The following is an 18,141-nucleotide window of genomic DNA, read 5'->3' as shown; positions in this document are numbered from 1 at the left end:
ACCACGGACGACGTCTCAGGGCCCGCTGGAACCCTTCCGGCCAACGTGGAAGGCCCTACCGGCCCCTGAAGTGCGGGTGGTGGCTCCAACGCAACCGCCCGTGCGCCGCAGCGCCTACCGCCCGGACACGATGGACGCGGCACGCGCCATGAGCGATGCCGGCAGCACACGGGTGATGGCCTCCACGGCGTGGAATGCCCTGGGTACCACCACGCGGGAACGGCGCTTGTCCACGGCGGTCATGGCGGAGGCCACGACCTGCTCCGGTGACAGCGCACGGCCGATGTTCACGGCATCGGAACCCACCACATCGAAGAACTGTGTGTCCACGGGACCGGGGTTCACGCTGGTGACGAGCACACCGGATGTGCGGGCTTCCGCCCCCACCGCGAGGGAGAACTTGTCCACGAACGCTTTGCTGGCCCCGTACGTGGCCATGTAGGGAAGGGGTTGGAAACCGGCCACGGAGGCAATGTTCAGGATCGCGCCGGTGCGGCGTGCAGTCATGGACCGGAGTGCTTGATGGGTGGCAGTCAGCAACGCGGTCATATTGACGGTGGCCTGTTCGAGCTCGCGCTGCAGGTCAAGCTCCGCGAAGGAACCGTGCGTGCCGAATCCCGCATTGTTGACCAGGATGTCCAGCGGATTGGAGCGGATCACGTCCACCAGGGTGCCGATACCTTCTGGCGTTGCGAGGTCCGCCGCAACGATTTGCGCCGCCCCGCCGGTCACCGTTTGCGACAGTTCCGTGAGTTTCTCGGTGCTCCGACCGGTGATGATCACCTGATAGCCGCGCCGGTGCAATTCGGCGGTGAAAGCGCGGCCAATTCCCCCGGTGGCACCGGTGATCAGAGCAGTCTTAGTCATGCCTTGATGTTACGCTCGCGGATTTTCTTCCGGACCTTCGTGACCGCCTCCCGGGCGTGGCGCACACCGGTGTAGGCGGCGTACCCCCCGCTCGACACCGGCAGGTCCCACGTTCCGGGGAAGGACACCGGGGAACCCCCGAACGACTTCTTGAAGGATGTGAATCCGTACCACTCGTGGTCGGGGCCGGCGCCCTCGGGAGCGGTGCCGAACAGGTCGAACCACGTCAGCCCCTTTTCCTTGGCGTCCATGATCATGGTGACCACCAGGGGAATACCCGCGGAGAGTTTGCGGTGGCGCTGATCCATGGCCGCGTGCGCGTACGTGCGGGTGTCGGAGGAGTCGTACACGAGGGACGCCGCAATGGGCTCGTCCTCGAGTTTCGCCAGATAGACGGCGGCAGCGCCGGCGGGTATGAGTGAGCGGGCCACGGCGCGCAGGTAGTCGTCGTGTTGGCGGTTGAAGTCCTTACGCTTGGCGGTGTCGTCCAGGAACTTCAGGAGGTAGTTGATGTCCTCCGGGTCGGTCGAGCGCTCAATGGTCACGCCCTTCTTGTGAATGTTCCGGTACAGGTTCCGGTTGGTGGACTTCATGTCCTTGAGCAGCTCTTTCTCGTCCTTGCTCAGGTCGATGAGTTGCGTATGCGAAGGCTGCACCTGGCGCGGGGCCAGCTTCATGCCGCGGCGGCGCAACGAAGACTTGGCCGTTTCCAGACCGTCCACAAAGCTCGCATGGGCGGGTTCCACGCGCACGAACCAGCACTTGTGTTCCTCGGCCACGCGGGTGAGGTCCGCCAGAGCGACGTCGAAGGATTCCGGGGAATCAGCCTCGGGTCCGTACGGGCAATACAGGTACTGGCCCGTGCGCCCGCCCTCCACGGTAGCCAGGTAGCGCCATCCGCGGCCGGATGCCTGAACCACCTGGTGTCCAATGCTTTGCTGAAACTCTGCCCATTCCTGGGACTGCAGGATGTTTGCCACGCGTCCACTGTAGCGACCTGCGGCCCCCGTCAGAACGCGCAGCGCGGACACGATTACGGAACGGAGCAGGTTCCGTTGGGAGACAGTTCCTCGGCGGTGGTCACCATTGCGGGCGAGGCCGGCACGGGTACGGACATTGCCACGCCCACTCCGCCCGGTGCCCCGGCCACGCCACGGGCCGGTACGTTCGACGACGCCGCGGCGTCAGCGCCGTCGTCGGTCGCCTTGTCGAGCACGTCCTGCAGATCGGACTGGAAGAGCTCGAAATCCGGGTACGTGGGGAAGGACTGGTCGTAGAAGGGCGGGCCCGCGGCGTAGGGCTCGAGGTCGTGGTCCTTGGCCTTTATGGCCACGTTGACCAGGGACCCGATGGAGGACTGCGGGATGTCCGTCTCGATGATTTCCTCACCCGAGTTGGTGAGGTCCTCGAACTTGGTGGCCACGTTGACCGGGTTGAGCTGCTTGAGCATTGCGGCTTGGACGCATCTCTGGCGGGCCTGTCGGTCGTAATCCGTGGCGCCTTCCCGGGAACGGGCGTACCAGAGAGCGTGGAAGCCATCCATCTGCTGAACCCCGGGTTCGATCCACCCCAGAATGGGGTTGGGCAGGCCGGTGTCCAAATTGGTGCCACCGCCCATGGGAACGCGTCCTCCCACGTCCAGGGTGATGCCACCCAGGGCGTCCACGAGGGACTCGAAACCGTCCATGTCGATCAGCACGTACCCGTGGATCTTCAGGCCGGTGACCCCCTCGGCGGCATCCTTGGTGGCCTCCGCCCCTGGATCCGCAACGTCGGGGTAGAGGTCCTGGTGGTTCTGCATCACGTCCGTGTAGATCGCGTTCATGATGCACTCGTCACCGCAGCTGAATCCGCTGGGGTACACATCGTGCAGCGGGGAATCGTCCGGGAACGGGACGTTCTGCAGGTTGCGGGGCAGGGACACGGTCACGGTGCGGCCGGAGTCCGCGTCCACGCTGAGCACGGTCATGGAGTCCGGGCGGCGGCCCTCGCGGTCCTCCCCGGCGTCACCGCCCATGAGCAGGATGTTGTAGCGCCCGTTGTCGGGGGCGAACGGCAGACCACCGGCAAAGATGTTGGACACGGCACCTCGCGTCACGGACACCAGGTGCGCGGCGTAGGCCAAGCCGCCGCCGGTGACGATCATGGCCAGCACGGTCACGATCACCACGGCTCGGCGCACCTTGTCGGTGAGCAGGCCGGGTCTGATCAGGCGCAGCGTGTCGAACCACAAAAACACCCAGCCCAGCGCCAGGGCCAGCAGGCCGAACATCAGGATCCACGACGTGATCGAGTTGGTGAGCAACCAGATCAGCGCGGTTTTCCACACGAGCCACAGCACGGCGGCGAACAAAATCAGCGCCCACACGGTCACGGTCACACGCAGGGCCAGCCGCCCCAAACCCTTGCGGCCCGCCACCAGCTGGGCCGAACCCGGAACAAGTGCGGTGGCGCCCAACAGCCACCACGCACGTTTGGTGCGGTCGGCCGGGGCAGCGAATTTGGGGTTGAGCAACGGATCGGCCACGTTGGAGCGCTTTTTACGGGGCCCACTGCCCGGATCGCGGGCTGCCGAAGCACCGTGGAAGGTATCTTCCGCGGCGCTTTCAGCCGCGTAGGGGGTCTGGGCCGACGGCGGGTAGGGGGTACCCCCGACATCGCTGGGGGATGATCCGTTCACGTGCAACTCCGTGCTGCTGGGGAAGGCGGTGTTGCGGCCGGCTCACGCGGGTGACTTGGGCAATCACGCTGACGCGAGACACGACACACTGAGGTTATTGTGCCGCTTCTGGCTGAGTCCCGGCCGTACATCGGCCGGTCACCGCCCGATTAATTCTGGGAGGTGGCGCCTCTCAGCACCGTGTCCCGCAGCGCTTGGCCTTTCCGGTGCGCTGTTTCGGACAACTCCCGGGCGAAGTTCTGCAGGTTGGCGCGCAGGTGCGCGGCGGAGGTGTCCGTGGCCGAGGCAAGCACGCGGGCGGCCAACAACCCGGCATTGCGTGCCCCACCGATCGACACGGTGGCCACTGGAACTCCCGCGGGCATCTGCACGATGGACAGCAACGAGTCCATGCCGTCCAAGGTCTTGAGCTGGACCGGCACGCCGATCACCGGCAGCGGGGTGACCGAGGCCAACATGCCCGGAAGGTGCGCCGCGCCGCCGGCACCGGCAATGATCACGCGCAAACCGCGTTCGTGGGCCGTCTCTCCGTAGTCGAGCATCTCGTGCGGCATGCGATGAGCGGAGACCACATCCGCCTCGTACGCGATACCGAGCTCCTCGAGCGCTTCCGCGGCCAGGCGCATGGTCGACCAGTCCGAGTCCGAGCCCATGACCAACCCCACCACCGGGGCCTGCTTCTGGGACAGGGGAGTGGCGCCCCACGTGGGGTGTGCCTTGCCCTCGGACCGGATGTGTGTGGGTTCCGTCAGGCGATCCTCGCCGTCGCGAATGAAGCTGGCGGCACGCGTGGCGATGCGGCGCAACTCGGCCGTCTCATCCGCGGATCCCACCACGTTCACGTGCCCGATCTTGCGACCAGGACGCACGGACTTGCCGTAATTGTGGATCTTGGCGCGCGGCTCGGCGGACATCGCGGCGGGATACGCGGCGAACAGATCCTGGTTGTCCCCGCCCAGGAAATTTTTCATCACCGCGACGTCCGCAGTGAGTTCTGTGGCGCCCAGCGGCCAGTCCAGAACGGCGCGCAGATGCTGCTCGAACTGACTGGTCACGGAGCCGTCCATGGTCCAGTGCCCGGAGTTGTGCGGGCGCATGGCCAGCTCGTTCACGGCAAAACCGGCGCCGTGGCCGGGAGTTTCAAACAGTTCGGCCGCCATCACACCGGTGACGCCCAGTTCCTGGGCCAGCATGATCGCGACTTCCGACGCCGCCGCGGCCACCTCCGGATCCAGCCCCGGGGCCGGGGCGATCACTTCATCGCACACACCGTTGACCTGCACGGATTCCACCACGGGCCACGCTTTGGTCTCACCGGAGGGCGTGCGGGCCACCAGGGCGGACAGCTCACGCGTGAACGGGACAACCTCCTCGGCCAGCAGCCCGTCCTCCGAGGACTGGGCGAACCACGCCGGAACGGGGTCCTGGTCAACGGCCTGGGCGTCATCCACCTTGAGCACACCCTTGCCGTCGTAACCGCCGCGCGGCGTCTTGAGGATCAGGGGCCAACCCGCGGTCTCGCCGAAGGCCAGCAGCTCGTCCGCGGAGCGCACCTGGGCCCACCGGGGATTGGGCAGACCCAGCTTCTCCACGGCCTTGCGCATGACCAACTTGTCCTGCGCGTGCACGAGAGCCTCGGGACCCGGCTGGACCGAGACCCCCGATTCCTGGAGGGCACGCAGGTGCTCGGTGGGCACGTGTTCGTGATCGAACGTGACCACGTCCACCTCGGAAGCGAACCGCCGCAGGGTGTCCACATCCGTGTAGTCCCCCACGGGGGTGGTGCGGACGGCGGCCACGGCAGAAACATCCGGGCCTTCCGCCAGGACGCGCAATTCGACGCCCAGCTCGGTAGCGGCGGGTGCCATCATGCGGGCCAGCTGGCCGCCTCCGACAACACCAATGACAGGACCTGTAATGGGGAAACTCACGCCCCCAGCGTATCGCCACAGGGAGCCCCCAGCTATTTAGGAGTAGGCTGCACCTCAATATGCGGGTCGATCACGTGCAGCTGCGGATCACCCATGAGCGTGCAGGAACCAGTGCGCACGTGACTTCCCCGAGCTACGGAAACCGAGAACCCTACGTGAATAGCATCATGGAACGCGCCGATGCGTTGTGGCACCTGTTCGTCAAAGAGCTCATGAAGTTCGGCGTGGTGGGCGCGCTGGCCTTCGTCATCAACGTTGTCATCGTGTGGATTTTGATGCACACCCCGTGGTTCGAGAACAGCCACATCAAAGCCAAGTTCGTGGCCACGGTGGTAGCCATCCTGTTCTCGTGGGTCGCCAACCGACTGTGGACGTTCCGTGAGAAGCGACAGGAGAACAAGCGCCGCGAACTCACCCAGTTCCTGGTGGCCAATGGCATCGGTCTGGCCATCGAGCTCGGGTGCATCTTCTTCAGCTACTACGTTCTGGGCCTGCAGTCGGCCACGGCGTCCTTCATTTCCGGCACGATCATCGGCACCATCCTGGGCACGGTTTTCCGGTACTTCGCCTACCGATTCTGGGTGTTCCGCCAAGAGCTCGACGAGGATCCGGATTTCGCGGGCAGCCGGGAAGAGGAGTTCGCGTTCATCACCGGCCAGATCCCGGTCGTGCAGCGCAAGGACGAGACGCCCCGCACGGATTCGGACGCCCCACCCCGCCAGATCTAGGACCCGGCCTGCCTACCCGTCGGTGAGGCGCACGGCCTTCTCCTGGTCCAGGACATCCTGCGTAACGTCCGCCTCGTTCGCGGCCACCAGGACGGCACCGTCGCGCAGCAGCATTCCCAGTGTGAGCAGCAGCGCCCGCTCGTTCCAGCCGTGGCTCAGCGGTAAATACACGGTGTGGTCCTCGATCGCCGACGCCGCTCGTTCGGCTTCCGCAAGTAGCTCTCCGTGCGTGATTCCCGCCTCCGGCAAGGCGTCGTCCGCGTCCCGGGGCTCTTCCATTCCCATGTACGCGTCCGGGAAGGAGCGGACCTCGGCGCAGAAGTCGATGGCCGGATCCGGCACCGGTTGCTCGCACGCAAAGGCGAGGGCGGGGGAAGCTACGGCCAGGACGTGCTCGGCGGGAACATCGACATCGAGGTGAGCCTCGAGTTCGGCGTGGACGGCGGCGTCGTCGGCGGACTCGCCGGTGACCCGCACCGCGGCGCCCACCCGCAGCGCGGCGAGAGTGAGCACCACCAGGCGCCAATGCGGTTGCGCGGACACGGTGATCAGCTGGCCGGATTCCACATCCAGCTCGTCGACCAACAGACTCGCGGATTTCTCGACCCAGTTCACCAGCACGCGACCGGAGAGCTCCACACGCTCGGACCCGTCCCGCCAGATGAGGGCGGGGGTGGGGCGTTCGGAAACGTGTTCCAAGGCCTGGGCGAAAGTGGCCGGTGTGCGTCTCACGCGAAAACTCCTTAGGGTAAGTGATGGTCCTTGGACCACACTGACGGCACGCCGGTCAGATCTGCAAGTCATCCGACGCCAGCTTGACTCTGTGGGACTTACACGCGTGTAATTAGGAAGTCCGCTTCGGGCCGAACGGACCAGCCCCTCGCCTGGAGCGGTTAGTTCCCTGTGGCCCAAATGGGCAGGTCACGGGCACCACACAGCTTTTGCTTCGGACGGAAGGACTGACATGGGAGAGGCCGCACGCCGCCACTTCAACGATCGAGAGGACACCTCCGAGCAGGGCCGTGGAGCCGCTCACGAGGTGATCCCCGCGGATTGGTTCGTTGATCCCGTGGATCAGGCACGCGGCGGATCCGCCACGGAAGTCACCACCCTGGATGATCTCGCGAGCGCCTTCCTGGCCGCTCATCCCGAATCCGCCGGTGACGTGATGTTGCGATCCGATCGTCGCACGAGCGACCAGTCCGAGTCTGTGGCGCAGCCCCCCGCGCAGCCGCAGGTTCCGCAGAATCTCAGCGACGTGGACGTCCACGACCCGCAGAGCGTGGACGCCTCCGTGTGGCAGGCCGTCGCCGGCCTGTACTCCGTGAGCGAGGGCGATGCCGAAGGCGAACTCGCCTGGCAAACGGATGCCCTCTGCGCGCAGACCGATCCCGAAGCGTTCTTCCCCGAAAAGGGCGGCTCCACCCGCGATGCAAAGCGCGTCTGCGAGGCCTGCCCCGTGAGCGGTGAATGCCTGGACTACGCGATGTCCAACGACGAGAAGTTCGGAATCTGGGGCGGGCTGTCCGAACGCGAACGCCGCAGGCTGCGCCGCCGGGGACGCTGAGTAAGGGCATGAGCGACGAACTCCCACAGCGCACCTGCAGCCGCCAGACCTGTTCTCGTGCGGCCATGTGCACCCTGACCTATGTTTACTCCGATTCCACCGCCGTGATCGGTGCACTGTCCGCGCGTTCCGAACCCCACGCCTACGATCTGTGTGCGTTCCACGCGGACCGCATGACCGCCCCGCGGGGCTGGCGTGTGGTGCGCCTGGAGTCACCGGACGGGTGGAACCGCGATGATTTGGGCGCGGTGGTCGAGGCCGTGCGCGACGACGAGCAGCCAGCGGCGCGGCGTCGTTCGCCGTCCCCGCAGCGACCCGGAATGCGCGCCCCCGGGCGATTGTTGCGAGACGTTTCATTCAATCGCACGCCCGTGGAAACCCCGGGCAACGATCGCACGGCGGACGACTCCGAGACAACGCCCCAAGCCGCACCCGATTTCACGTCCGCACCCATGCCTCCGAGCCTGCGCCGCCCGCATTTGCGCCGCCCGTAGGACAGCAAAGGTCAACTTGTTGTTGGGCCGGTAAGCGGGCAGTCTGGGGGAGATCCAGCCACGCGAAGTGAGGTTCCCCATGGCCCCCCAGCCCACCCGTAAACGTACCTGGCGTTCGCGCGCCCTCACAGGATTGGCGGGGTTCAGCGTGCTGGCCCTGGCCGCGTGCGGGACGAGCGCCGTTTCCGGGGACGGCCAAGCGTCGGGCGGTGTCTCCGGCGCGGCTGGTTCTGATGCGGCCGCCACCGAGCCCGCCGTGAGCGTGGCCCCGGCCGCGGATGCCACGATGGTCAACCCCGTGGACCCGGTGACGGTGACGACCGATCAGGGTCGCCTCACGAACGTCTCGGTGGTTTCCGACGACGGAGCGGAGGCTTCCGGGGACATGTCCGAGGACGAATCCACATGGACCTCCAACGAGCCCCTCGAATTCAATGCCGCCTACACCGTGACGTACACCGCTGACAACAACGGTCGCACGTCCGAGGGCACCTCCGCGTTCTCCACGGTTGACGCCGCCCATGAAATGGACGTCAGCATGAATGTGAAGGACGGCGGCACCTACGGAGTATGGCAGATCGTCGAATTCGAGTTCTCCGAGCCGATCCAGAACAAGGACGAGATTGAACAGGCCGTGTCCGTCACCGGCGGAGGGGACCAGGACGGCGCGTTCCGCTGGTACTCGGACACCAAGCTGCGTTATCGGCCCGCCGAGCCGTGGGCACCCGATTCGAAGATCAAGGTGGCCATCGAGTTGCTCGGCAAGGATGTGGGCAATGGGATGATCGGCAACGAGAACCAGACCGTGAACTTCACCACGGGTCCCGAGCATCGCGCGTACGTGGACAACGACACCAAAACCCTGGTGGCTTACGAGAACGGCAAGAAGACCGGTGAGTGGCCCGTGACCCTGGGCAACCCGGATTGGCCGTCCACCACGGGCAAGAAGGTCATCATTGAACAGGCCGAGTCCTACGAGTTCAAGGCATCGTCTCTGAACCTCTCACCCGGTGACCCGCATTATTACGAGCCCTTCAACGCCTCCAACGTGGCCCGCCTGACGTGGAGCGGCGAGTTCATCCACCAGGCGCTTCCATCCGCCATCCCGGTGCTGGGCTATGCAAATGTCTCCCACGGTTGCGTGGGGATGCCGCCGGAAGGCGCCAAGTACATTTTTGACACGTTCCGCCCGGGTGACATGGTGGAAGTGGTCAACACGAACTACCCCCAGGCCGACCCCGACGACGGGTACGGCGACTGGAACATTCCCTTTGACAAGTACTCCGACGAAAACTGGCACGGAAACTGGTGATATCCCCGGTGAGCTCTTCCACCACGGCGGTCGAACGCCCCCGCGAGGCAAAGTTTCCTCGCATCCAGCAGGTCTTTCTGGCGTTGACGTTCCCGATCCTCCTGATCGCCCTGGGGGTGCGGCTTGTTGCCACCCCCTTGTTCCTGTGGATCGAGTACCATCGCCCGGGTTTCCCCGCTGATTACTGGGGAATGAGTACCGAACAGCGCATGACTTACGGCTCCTACGGGCTGGATTACATCATGAATTTCGCCCCACCCCGCTACCTGGGTGGGCTGGTCGACGATGACGGCGCCGCACTGTTCCAGGGCCAAGAGGTCTCCCACATGACCGACGTGCAGCACGTGATCCAGTGGGGCTTCCTGGTGGCCGTGATCCTGCTGGTGCTGAGCGTGCTCAGCGTCCTCTACCTGCACCGCCGGGCCCCCGGCGCCGCATCCGGCGCATTGTTCTTCGGTGCGTGGCTAACCATTGCCCTGCTGGTGGTTCTCCTGGTGATCGCAGTGCTGGCCTGGGAGAGGTTCTTCGCGTTGTTCCACTCCCTGTTCTTCGACGCCGGCACCTGGACCTTCCGAATCAGCGACACCCTGATCCGCTTGTACCCCACCCAGTTCTGGATGGACGCGGCGATCGCCGTGGCCCTGGTGGCCGTGATCGGGGCGTTCGTGACCATGTTGATCACGCGTCCGCGCATGCGCTCGGCGTCTCGCGGTGAGCGTGCCGCCGTTGTTCGGGATGCCGATGGCGAGCCCGGCGGCGCCGGTGTGAAGTCCGTGAAGAGCGCTCAGAACCCCGAAACCGGAGGCCGTTCCGCGCCCTGGGCGTAGTCCTGCGCGTCAGTTGATCGACCCGTGCGGTCTGTGGCCAATGGCCGGCCTTAGGGGTAGGGCTCCGTTCTGGGCGCTGTTCGAACCAACGGGGACATCTCATGTTTGGGTAGAACCCTCCGAGCGCCCCTGGAGGGCCCTAACGCCCCACCAGATGTAGGACGGGGTCCCAACGGAACATGAAATGGCGCCGGGAGATCACGATGCGCCCGATCCGGAACATGGTCCACACAGAGCGCTTTATCTCGCCGCCGCGCCGTCTGAAACCGACCCGAACCGGGTAGCTGTGAACCGCAGGCCTAGATCCAGGAATCGAACCACATGCGCCAGTGCCAGTGGTCGTAGGGGATGGTTCGCCCGGTCCACACTGGCCAGAAGAAGACGGCGCACACGACCACCAGACTCATGAAGACGAGCCCCACAGTGGTCCAGCGGCGCGCCCACACGCGTGAGATGAACCGATTCCGAGCGGCGGGTGTCCCCGCGGTGTCTCCGAACCCAGCGACAGCAAGCCGCCCGGTCAAAACCCCCAGAACACCCATGATGAGCAACACCATGAACGGGAAGAACGCCAGGGCGTAGAAGTAGAACATGGTGCGCTCGGGGTACAAGAACCACGGAAGATATCCGGCCGCGTACATTCCGAGCAAGCCGCCCAGGCGCCAATCCCGTTTTACGAGCCACAACACCAGGGCAAACACGACCGCGGCAATACCCACCCACCAAATGGCGGGGTTGCCCAGGTTCAGGATCGCCTGGGAACACGAGTCCACGGTGCACCCGTCAACACCGCGCTCGGGGGATTCGTAGAAGTACGAGGTGGGTCGCGCGAGGATCGGCCACAGCGCCGGGCCAGCCATGTAGGTGTGCTCGCTGTCCAACCCCGCATGGAAGGTATAGGCGGCTACGTGGTACTCCCACAGGGAGCGCAGCGCCGGAGGCAGCCATTGGAGGCCTTCACCCGGGTTCTGTTCCGCCCACTGGCGGTCATAGCCGTTCGCGGTGGTGAGCCAGCCGGTCCACGTGATCACGTAGACGACCAGCCCGGTGCCGATCATGGCCACGAAGGCGGGGAGCCCGTCCTTGACCACCGCCCCCCAGAACCATTGCTTCACTCCGGCGATCCGGCGTGCGTTCATGTCCCACAGCACCGTGAGGATTCCCAGGGCGGCCACCAAGAACAGGGCGTTCCACTTGACGCCCACGGCCAACCCGCAGGCCACCCCGGCCGCAATCCGCCACCATCGAATCCCCAGCCACGGACCCATGCCGTGAGGCGAGAACCGGGCGACCAGGCGGCGTCGCCCGTCGTCGCGGTCGAGCAGGAGGAACACGAAGGCAAGGAGCACGAAGAACATCAGGAAGATGTCCAGCAGAGCCAGGCGTGATTCGACCAGGTGGAGGCCGTCCAGAGTCATGAGCAGGCCGGCGGCGGTTGCCAGGGTGATCGAGCGGAACAGAAGCCACGCCGCGGCGAAGATCACGGCGATCGAAAGAGTGCCGAAGAGTGCTGCGGAAAAGCGCCAACCGAAGGGATCGTCCGCACCGAACAACCACAGGCCGCTGGCGATCAGCCACTTGCCCACCGGGGGGTGCACCACGAACGAGGGTTCATCCAGGGTGGTGGGCGGTGTGCCGGCGGCGAAGGCTTCATCCGCGTCGGAGGGCCACTGCTGCTCCGTGCCGTTGAGCAGGAGCGAATAGGAATCCTTGAGGTAGTACGTTTCGTCGAAGACCACCGCATGGGGCCAGGAGAGATTGACGAACCGCAGCACCCCGCCCAGCACGGTCACGAGGAGCAGCGGGACCCACCACAACCGGGGCAACCGGGTGATTGCGGGCAGCAAGAGACCACGAAGGTCTGTGGCGGGGCCGCGGGTCACCGGCTGAAGAGCAGTCAGATGCACTCACTCATCGTAGGGGGTGCTTTCTGAACGACCCCTGTTCATGGCGCAGTTTACGGCGGTTCCCAGCCGCTGATTGGACAGGGTTCGTAGAGTACTGTGTGTGAGCTCGCAAGAATCAACGCCTCAGGAAACTCCCCCGACTCCTTCGGAGCGGCCCGTGGGCGGAGCCGTCATGGTCGTGGGCACGCCCATCGGTAACCTCTCGGACGCGTCCCCCCGCTTGCTGGAGATTCTGCGAACCGCAGATGTGCTGGCCGTGGAGGACACTCGGACGCTCCACCGGCTGGCTGCTGGGCTTGACGTGCACTTCACCGGCCGCGTCATGACCCACCACGAGCACAACGAGAACGAACGGGTCGCCGAGATCCTGGATCTGGTTCGTGCCGGCAACGTGGTGGCCGTGCTCTCCGACGCCGGGATGCCCACCGTCTCGGATCCGGGCTTCCCGCTCACGCGTGCTGCGGCGCGGGAGGGGTTGCGGGTGTCCGTGATCCCCGGACCTTCTGCCGTGTTGGCAGCGCTCGCGGTGTCCGGGCTGCCCACCGACCGATTCACCTTCGAGGGGTTCCTGCCGCGCAAGGCGGGGGAGCGGGCCACTCATCTCAAGACCCTGGCCGAAGAGCGCCGCACCATGGTCTTCTACGAATCACCGCATCGCCTGGCCGTGATGCTGGAGGCGCTGCGGGATGCTCTGGGCGGCGACCGTCAGGCGGTGGTGTGTCGCGAACTGACCAAACTCCACGAGGAAGTCCTCCGCGATGACCTCGCCGGTCTTACGGAGTGGGCGCAGAACAACCAGGTGCGCGGAGAGATCGCGGTGGTCGTCCACGGTGCCGCACCCGTGGAGGCCCCCGAACCCGAGGACCTCGTGGGCGACGTCGAGAAGCTCGTGGCCACCAGCGACATCAAACTCAAGGCCGCCGCCCGCCAGATCGCCACGGACGCCGGCGTCAGCACCCGCCAGCTCTACGACGCCGTGATCACCGCCCGCGGTCAGCGGTGACGTCCGAGGCCCAGATCCGCAGTCAGCGCCGGAAAATCGACGCCGGCCACCAGGTGGCGCGAAACTTCTGGCCTCGGTCGGCGCGACGCATGAGTTCATCGCGCACAGTACCCAGATCCGCGGCGGACGCTGACGGCTTCCACGAGGCGTCCGGGGCGGCGTAGCTCGCGTGTTCCACATCGGAGACGATCCGATCCACCGCCTCCGACGCCGCCGGGATCCCCGCCGCCATGTGCCGGGCCCGCACGCGCGGGGTGTCCGACGCCTTGGGGGATCCGCCGTGATCCACGGACAGGTCCTCCAACTCGCCCCACGCGGCGTTCGCCCGCTCCCGGGGAGACAGTGAGGCGTCGGCCATGTCCGCCAACCGGGCCCGGCGGCGGTGTCCGCGTATCAAGCGCGGCACGGCGGCCAGGAGCACGAGAAGCAGCAGGACGCCGCCGAGCACCAGCACCCAGAGCGGAATCATGAACGCGGTACCGGATTCCTCCTGTGCCTGTTCGGGCGTCTCAGGGGCCGGCGGCTGGCTTTGCTCGTCCGTGGGCCCCGAGGTCGGCTCCTGCGGCTGCGATGGTTCTTGGCCGGGTGTCTGATCTGGTTGACCGGAGGCGTCCTGACCGGGTTCGTTGCCGGATTCGGGTGCGTACTCCGGAGTGGTGGGAATGCCGGGCGTGGGTTCGAAACGTACCCACCCGACACCCTCGAAGTAGAGTTCGGGCCACGCGTGGGCGTCACCGGTGCCCACCTGGAAAAGTTCCCCGCCCCGCGAATCGGAGACCGGGGCCGTGGGCAGATAACCGACCGCCACGCGGGAGGGGATACCGACCTCGCGGGCCATCAATGCCATTGCGGGCGCGAAATGCCCGGCGTAGCCCGTGTGAGTCTCCATGAACTGCCCCATGCTGTCCATACCGCCGGCGTCGTAGCCCTGGGCGAGCGGGGCGTTCACGTCGTACTGGAAGTTGTGCCGCAGGCCGTTCTGCAGCGCCAACGCGCGGTCGTAGTCATTACCTGCGCCCTCCGTGAGCTGGCGGGCGGCGCTGCTGATCGACTCGGGCGTTTCGTCGGGAACCCTCAGGTAGTCGGCCAGGTCGCCGTTCGTGTCCGACGGCGCCGCCGAACGCATTGCGTCCGGCGTGGCCCGCGGAGCTGAGGACGTCACGGTGAACGTACCCCCGGACATCTCCGAGCCCGCGCTGAAGACCGAGAGGTCGCGGGGGTTCCATGACCAGCCCTCGTCACCGATACCCGTGAACTCCGTGGGTGCGTACGGGGCAGGCAGCCAGTGCTCGTTGTAGTCCTCGAACGTGACCTTGGTGGTCACGGGGTTCTCCCGGGAGACCGGATTGGTCTCCGGATCAGCGAGACCGTCCAGGCCCTCTTCCAGGTTGTCCGTCTGCGGGAAGAATTCGGGCTGGGAGAAGTCGGACAGGCTCATGAGCCGCATGTACTTGGGCTGCCCATCGGAGGTGGTGTAGCTGAAGCGCTGAACCCGTTCGCTCTCTCGCAGATCCTGACCCACCGCGCGCAACGGGCCCACACCGGCGGCGCGCTCGGAATTGAAGGAACTGCCCTGCGGGAAGGCACCGCTGAAAAACCCGGGCATGACCGTGGGAACGAGAAGGCTCACGGCCAGGACCCCGGCGATCACCAGGAGCGCGCGAGGCAGACCGCCGGGGGTCGGCGCAATATGCTGCAGACGGGTGGCACCCCATACTCGCGATCCGGCGAGCAGCGCCAGCGCGGCGAGGATCGCGGCGCCCAGACCCCAGATCGATACACTGCCCGGCAAGGTCAGGGCGGGCACCACGAGCAACGCCAGGATGCCCACGCACGCCAGACCGGCCATGCGCAGGCCCAGCAGAGCGGTCTCCATGAACACGGTCACCAAGCCCACCAGGGCGCTCAGCACCAGGGCCAAACCGGCACTGTGCCCGTAGGGCGCGGACTGCCGGGCCACGAACGAGCCGGACTCAGTCCACAGCGAGCCCACTGCGTCCAAGGTGCCCGGAGTCGGAATGAACCCCAGCAGCGCATGATCACTCACGTGCACCACGGTCAGCGCCAGGATGAGAGCAGCTAGTCCCAGAACGGTCACCAGCGCAGAAGGTAAGCGCAGCCACCGCGCGGCCGCGGTGACCAGCACAACGATCACCACGGTGACCGCCACGGGCAGCACCCACCAGAAACCGGCGAGCGCCCCGGCCATACCCACGCAGCCCAGGGCGACGCTTGCCAACAGCAACGCGTGCAACGGGAGGACGGCCATGCGCGGAGCACGCTGGTGTCGCGGTGGCTCGGGAGGCCGTGAATTACCGGGCGCTGCCGGCGTGGACTCCGGGGACTCGGCCCGCCCAGCGGGTCCCGGACTGCCCCACGGGGTGGCCGGTGCGGCGGTATGGCTCATGCGGTCGTCCTCGATCGGAAGTGTCCCATCACGTGGTCCATGTTCAGGTATTCGACCCCGGGCGGCGCGGGCGGCGGATCCAGGAGCGTGGCGCCGTCCAAAACGGAGGTCCACGCGGCGTCGATGTCCGTCCAGCGCGTCACGAGCACCACGGACCAGCCGGAGGTTTCCAGAATGTCCGCGCTCTCGGGGCGGGCCAGGGGCGGGTCGAGCACCATGATCACCGAACCGGCAACGTTGCCTTTCGCCGCGCTCACGTAGCGGCGGGCGGCCTCGGCGGAGAGCTTGCCCGTGATGAGCAGCAGCGGGTGGGTCAACGCTTCGCGGTCGAAGCGGGTGGCCAGCGGATCGGTCGCGGTGTCAGGTTCGGGGCGGGACACCAGGGCCGCCTGCGCCAATCCGTGCACCACTTCAAGGGCCGTGTTGTCCGTGACGGACGTGTCGCGCTGATCGGTGCTCGCCGTGTCACCGCGCGGCAGCGCTTGACCCTGGTCATCCAGGGCGAAGACCACGGTTTCGCGGCGGGTCAGGTGATCCAGGATGGACGCCGTGGCGCGCACGCCCCATTCGAACTCCTCGGTGGACGCCAGGATGCCCGCCCACACGCGCCCGCCGGGCCAGTGCTCCTGGCTCATGTCCAGGACGAGGACGGCCTTGCGCGTGCTGCGCGGGTCCTCCTGGCGCACCATGAGCTCGCCGTGCTTTGCCGACGCCGCCCAGTGCACCCGTCGCATCGGGTCACCGTGACGGTATTCGCGGGTGGTCACGTTGTCCGGACCGGGTTGGGGCATGGCCCGCCGCGAGGGATCACCGCCGGTTTCACGGACCCGCGAGGCACCCAGCTCGGTGAGGTCCTCGGTGTCCGGGGCGACCTGCAGGGTGGTGCGCTCGGCCACGTCCAACAGCTCGGTCACCACGCCGAACGGGTCCTGGACCCGCACGGTCGCCGGGCCCAGTTCATACATTCCACGACGCCGCGGGCGCACCGTGTACGCCACGGGCACGCCTGACACGGGGACGGAGAAGTCCCGGTCCTCGCCCAGTTGGGGGTCCACCGTTTCATGGACCTCGACCGCGGCGCGATCGTGAACGGTCGAGTCCGAGGAGTCCGCGCGGCGTCGGGAACCGAACTGCGAACGACGTCGCACGCGTAACGCGACCGAGGCGGCGTCCCCGACCGTGACCAGCGCCGGATCCACGGAACGTTTGAGCAGCACGCGAGGTTTGATCAACCACATCGCCAGCGATGAAAACAACGGGAGCATGCCCAGGAACAGGGACAGCGCCAGCACGTCCTTACGGCCCAGCCACGTGGCGGCGGCCAGGCACACGACGGCCGCGACCAGGAAACACCAGCCGCGCACCGTGAACTTGGCGCGGGAATCAACCCGCGCCTCGGCAGTGGAGGCGGTATTGCTCATCGGGATCCGGCGCCGTCCTCGGTGGGGACGCGCACGTCATCGAGAATGGCGCGCACCACGTCCTGGGCGCTGTCGGTGCCGGAGCGGCGCTCGAGCAATAACCGGTGGGCGAGTACGGGTACGGCAATGGCCTTGACGTCGTCCGGGAGTACATGGTTGCGTCCGGCCAGGGCGGCCTCGGCGCGTGCTGCGGCCTGCATTTGCAGTGCGGCGCGGGGGCTGGCGCCCAGGCGCAGGTGGGGGTGGGTGCGGGTGGCCTGGCACAGGGACACGATGTAGCGGCGCACGGCCGTGGACACGTGCAACGAGCGCACGTGGTCGACCAGTTGCGTGGCCTGGTGGATGTCCACCACCGGCTGCAGGTCCTTGAGCGGTGAACCGGAGCCGTGGCCGGCCAGCATGTGCACCTCGGCGTCAGCGTCCGGGTAACCCATGGAAATCCGCGCGGTGAAACGATCACGCTGAGCCTCGGGGAGCGGGAAGGTGCCGTCCATCTCGACCGGGTTCTGCGTGGCCACCACCATGAACGGTGTGGCCAGCTGGTAGGTGGTGCCATCCGCGGTGACCTGGGATTCGGCCATGGCCTCCAAGAGAGCGGACTGGGTCTTGGCCGAAGCGCGGTTGATCTCGTCGCCGATCACCAGGTTCGCGAACACGGGCCCGGGCTTGAACTCGAATTCGCGGCGCACCTGGTCGTAGACGGAGACACCGGTGATGTCGGTGGGCAGCAGGTCCGGGGTGAACTGGATGCGGCTCACCGTGCCACCGATCGCACCGGCCAGCGTGCGGGCCAACATGGTCTTGCCGACACCGGGAACATCCTCCACGAGCAAATGACCTCCGGCCAGCAGGACCGTGAGCGCGGTGCGGGTCTCGGTGGGCTTGCCGTCGATCACCGAGTTCATGCGGTCCAGGATGGCTCGGGTGTGCGTGGAGAACTGCTCCATGGTTCCTCGTCTCGTGAGAAAGTGCTGTGTCTATGTAATTGGTTCATATT

General features: G+C 66.4%; 15 protein-coding genes. 6 read left to right on the top strand and 9 right to left on the bottom strand.

The window, feature by feature from the left end:
* Positions 1–114: 114 nt before the first annotated feature.
* From AC3ENJ_RS04790 to AC3ENJ_RS04775, 4 genes are all read right to left on the bottom strand, one after another.
* Positions 115–867 (bottom strand): SDR family NAD(P)-dependent oxidoreductase, encoded by a 753-nt coding sequence (locus tag AC3ENJ_RS04790; RefSeq protein ID WP_431813259.1) that lies wholly within the window; start codon positions 865–867, stop codon positions 115–117.
* Positions 864–1,847 carry a lipid II:glycine glycyltransferase FemX gene (locus AC3ENJ_RS04785; protein ID WP_431813258.1) on the bottom strand — a complete coding sequence of 328 codons (984 nt, stop codon included), beginning with the start codon at positions 1,845–1,847 and terminating at the stop codon, positions 864–866. The genes AC3ENJ_RS04790 and AC3ENJ_RS04785 overlap by 4 nt, the downstream gene beginning before the upstream one ends.
* A gap of 53 nt (positions 1,848–1,900) precedes the next feature.
* The gene (locus tag AC3ENJ_RS04780; protein ID WP_431813257.1) at positions 1,901–3,547 is read right to left on the bottom strand and encodes an LCP family protein; all 1,647 of its coding nucleotides are present in this window, start codon (positions 3,545–3,547) and stop codon (positions 1,901–1,903) included.
* Between the two features lie 149 nt (positions 3,548–3,696).
* Positions 3,697–5,478 (bottom strand): 5-(carboxyamino)imidazole ribonucleotide synthase, encoded by a 1,782-nt coding sequence (locus tag AC3ENJ_RS04775; RefSeq protein WP_431813256.1) that lies wholly within the window; start codon positions 5,476–5,478, stop codon positions 3,697–3,699.
* 155 nt (positions 5,479–5,633) lie between these two features.
* Between AC3ENJ_RS04775 and AC3ENJ_RS04770 the strand changes: the two genes are divergently transcribed.
* The gene (locus tag AC3ENJ_RS04770) at positions 5,634–6,206 is read left to right on the top strand and encodes a GtrA family protein (protein ID WP_320414988.1); all 573 of its coding nucleotides are present in this window, start codon (positions 5,634–5,636) and stop codon (positions 6,204–6,206) included.
* 12 nt (positions 6,207–6,218) lie between these two features.
* On the opposite strand, the gene AC3ENJ_RS04765 is transcribed toward AC3ENJ_RS04770, so the two are convergent.
* A complete protein-coding gene (locus AC3ENJ_RS04765) occupies positions 6,219–6,938 on the bottom strand; it encodes a TIGR03089 family protein (protein WP_431813255.1) in 720 nt (239 codons plus the stop codon).
* A 232-nt stretch (positions 6,939–7,170) separates the two neighbouring features.
* On the opposite strand from AC3ENJ_RS04765, the gene AC3ENJ_RS04760 reads away from it, so the two are divergent.
* From AC3ENJ_RS04760 to AC3ENJ_RS04745, 4 genes are all read left to right on the top strand, one after another.
* Complete coding sequence (locus AC3ENJ_RS04760; protein ID WP_431813254.1) at positions 7,171–7,773, top strand: WhiB family transcriptional regulator; 603 nt, start codon at positions 7,171–7,173, stop codon at positions 7,771–7,773.
* Positions 7,774–7,781: 8 nt separating this feature from the next.
* On the top strand, positions 7,782–8,267 hold the full coding sequence (locus tag AC3ENJ_RS04755) for a DUF3499 domain-containing protein (RefSeq protein WP_190807427.1): 486 nt from the start codon (positions 7,782–7,784) through the stop codon (positions 8,265–8,267).
* Between the two features lie 79 nt (positions 8,268–8,346).
* Positions 8,347–9,579: a L,D-transpeptidase gene (locus tag AC3ENJ_RS04750; RefSeq protein ID WP_190807428.1), complete on the top strand. Its 1,233-nt coding sequence runs from the start codon at positions 8,347–8,349 to the stop codon at positions 9,577–9,579.
* 8 nt (positions 9,580–9,587) lie between these two features.
* Positions 9,588–10,406 (top strand): TIGR01906 family membrane protein, encoded by an 819-nt coding sequence (locus AC3ENJ_RS04745; protein ID WP_431813253.1) that lies wholly within the window; start codon positions 9,588–9,590, stop codon positions 10,404–10,406.
* A 299-nt stretch (positions 10,407–10,705) separates the two neighbouring features.
* Here AC3ENJ_RS04745 and AC3ENJ_RS04740 read toward each other — a convergent pair whose 3' ends face one another.
* Positions 10,706–12,313 (bottom strand): dolichyl-phosphate-mannose--protein mannosyltransferase, encoded by a 1,608-nt coding sequence (locus AC3ENJ_RS04740; RefSeq protein WP_431813252.1) that lies wholly within the window; start codon positions 12,311–12,313, stop codon positions 10,706–10,708.
* A 100-nt stretch (positions 12,314–12,413) separates the two neighbouring features.
* Between AC3ENJ_RS04740 and rsmI the strand changes: the two genes are divergently transcribed.
* Positions 12,414–13,316, top strand: coding sequence for a 16S rRNA (cytidine(1402)-2'-O)-methyltransferase (gene rsmI, locus AC3ENJ_RS04735; RefSeq protein ID WP_431813251.1), 903 nt, complete (start codon positions 12,414–12,416; stop codon positions 13,314–13,316).
* 22 nt (positions 13,317–13,338) lie between these two features.
* On the opposite strand, the gene AC3ENJ_RS04730 is transcribed toward rsmI, so the two are convergent.
* The 3 genes from AC3ENJ_RS04730 to AC3ENJ_RS04720 are packed head-to-tail and all read right to left on the bottom strand — an operon-like array spanning position 13,339 to position 18,091.
* Positions 13,339–15,723: a transglutaminase TgpA family protein gene (locus AC3ENJ_RS04730; protein ID WP_431813250.1), complete on the bottom strand. Its 2,385-nt coding sequence runs from the start codon at positions 15,721–15,723 to the stop codon at positions 13,339–13,341.
* Entirely contained in the window at positions 15,720–17,144 is a 1,425-nt protein-coding gene (locus AC3ENJ_RS04725; protein WP_190781718.1) for a DUF58 domain-containing protein, read from the bottom strand. The genes AC3ENJ_RS04730 and AC3ENJ_RS04725 overlap by 4 nt, the downstream gene beginning before the upstream one ends.
* Positions 17,141–18,091 carry an AAA family ATPase gene (locus AC3ENJ_RS04720; protein WP_190807432.1) on the bottom strand — a complete coding sequence of 317 codons (951 nt, stop codon included), beginning with the start codon at positions 18,089–18,091 and terminating at the stop codon, positions 17,141–17,143. Before AC3ENJ_RS04720 ends, AC3ENJ_RS04725 begins: the two co-directional genes overlap by 4 nt.
* Positions 18,092–18,141: the final 50 nt, after the last annotated feature.

This window comes from Kocuria sp. cx-455 (assembly GCF_057707085.1).
This window is presented reverse-complemented; position numbering and strand designations above follow the sequence as displayed.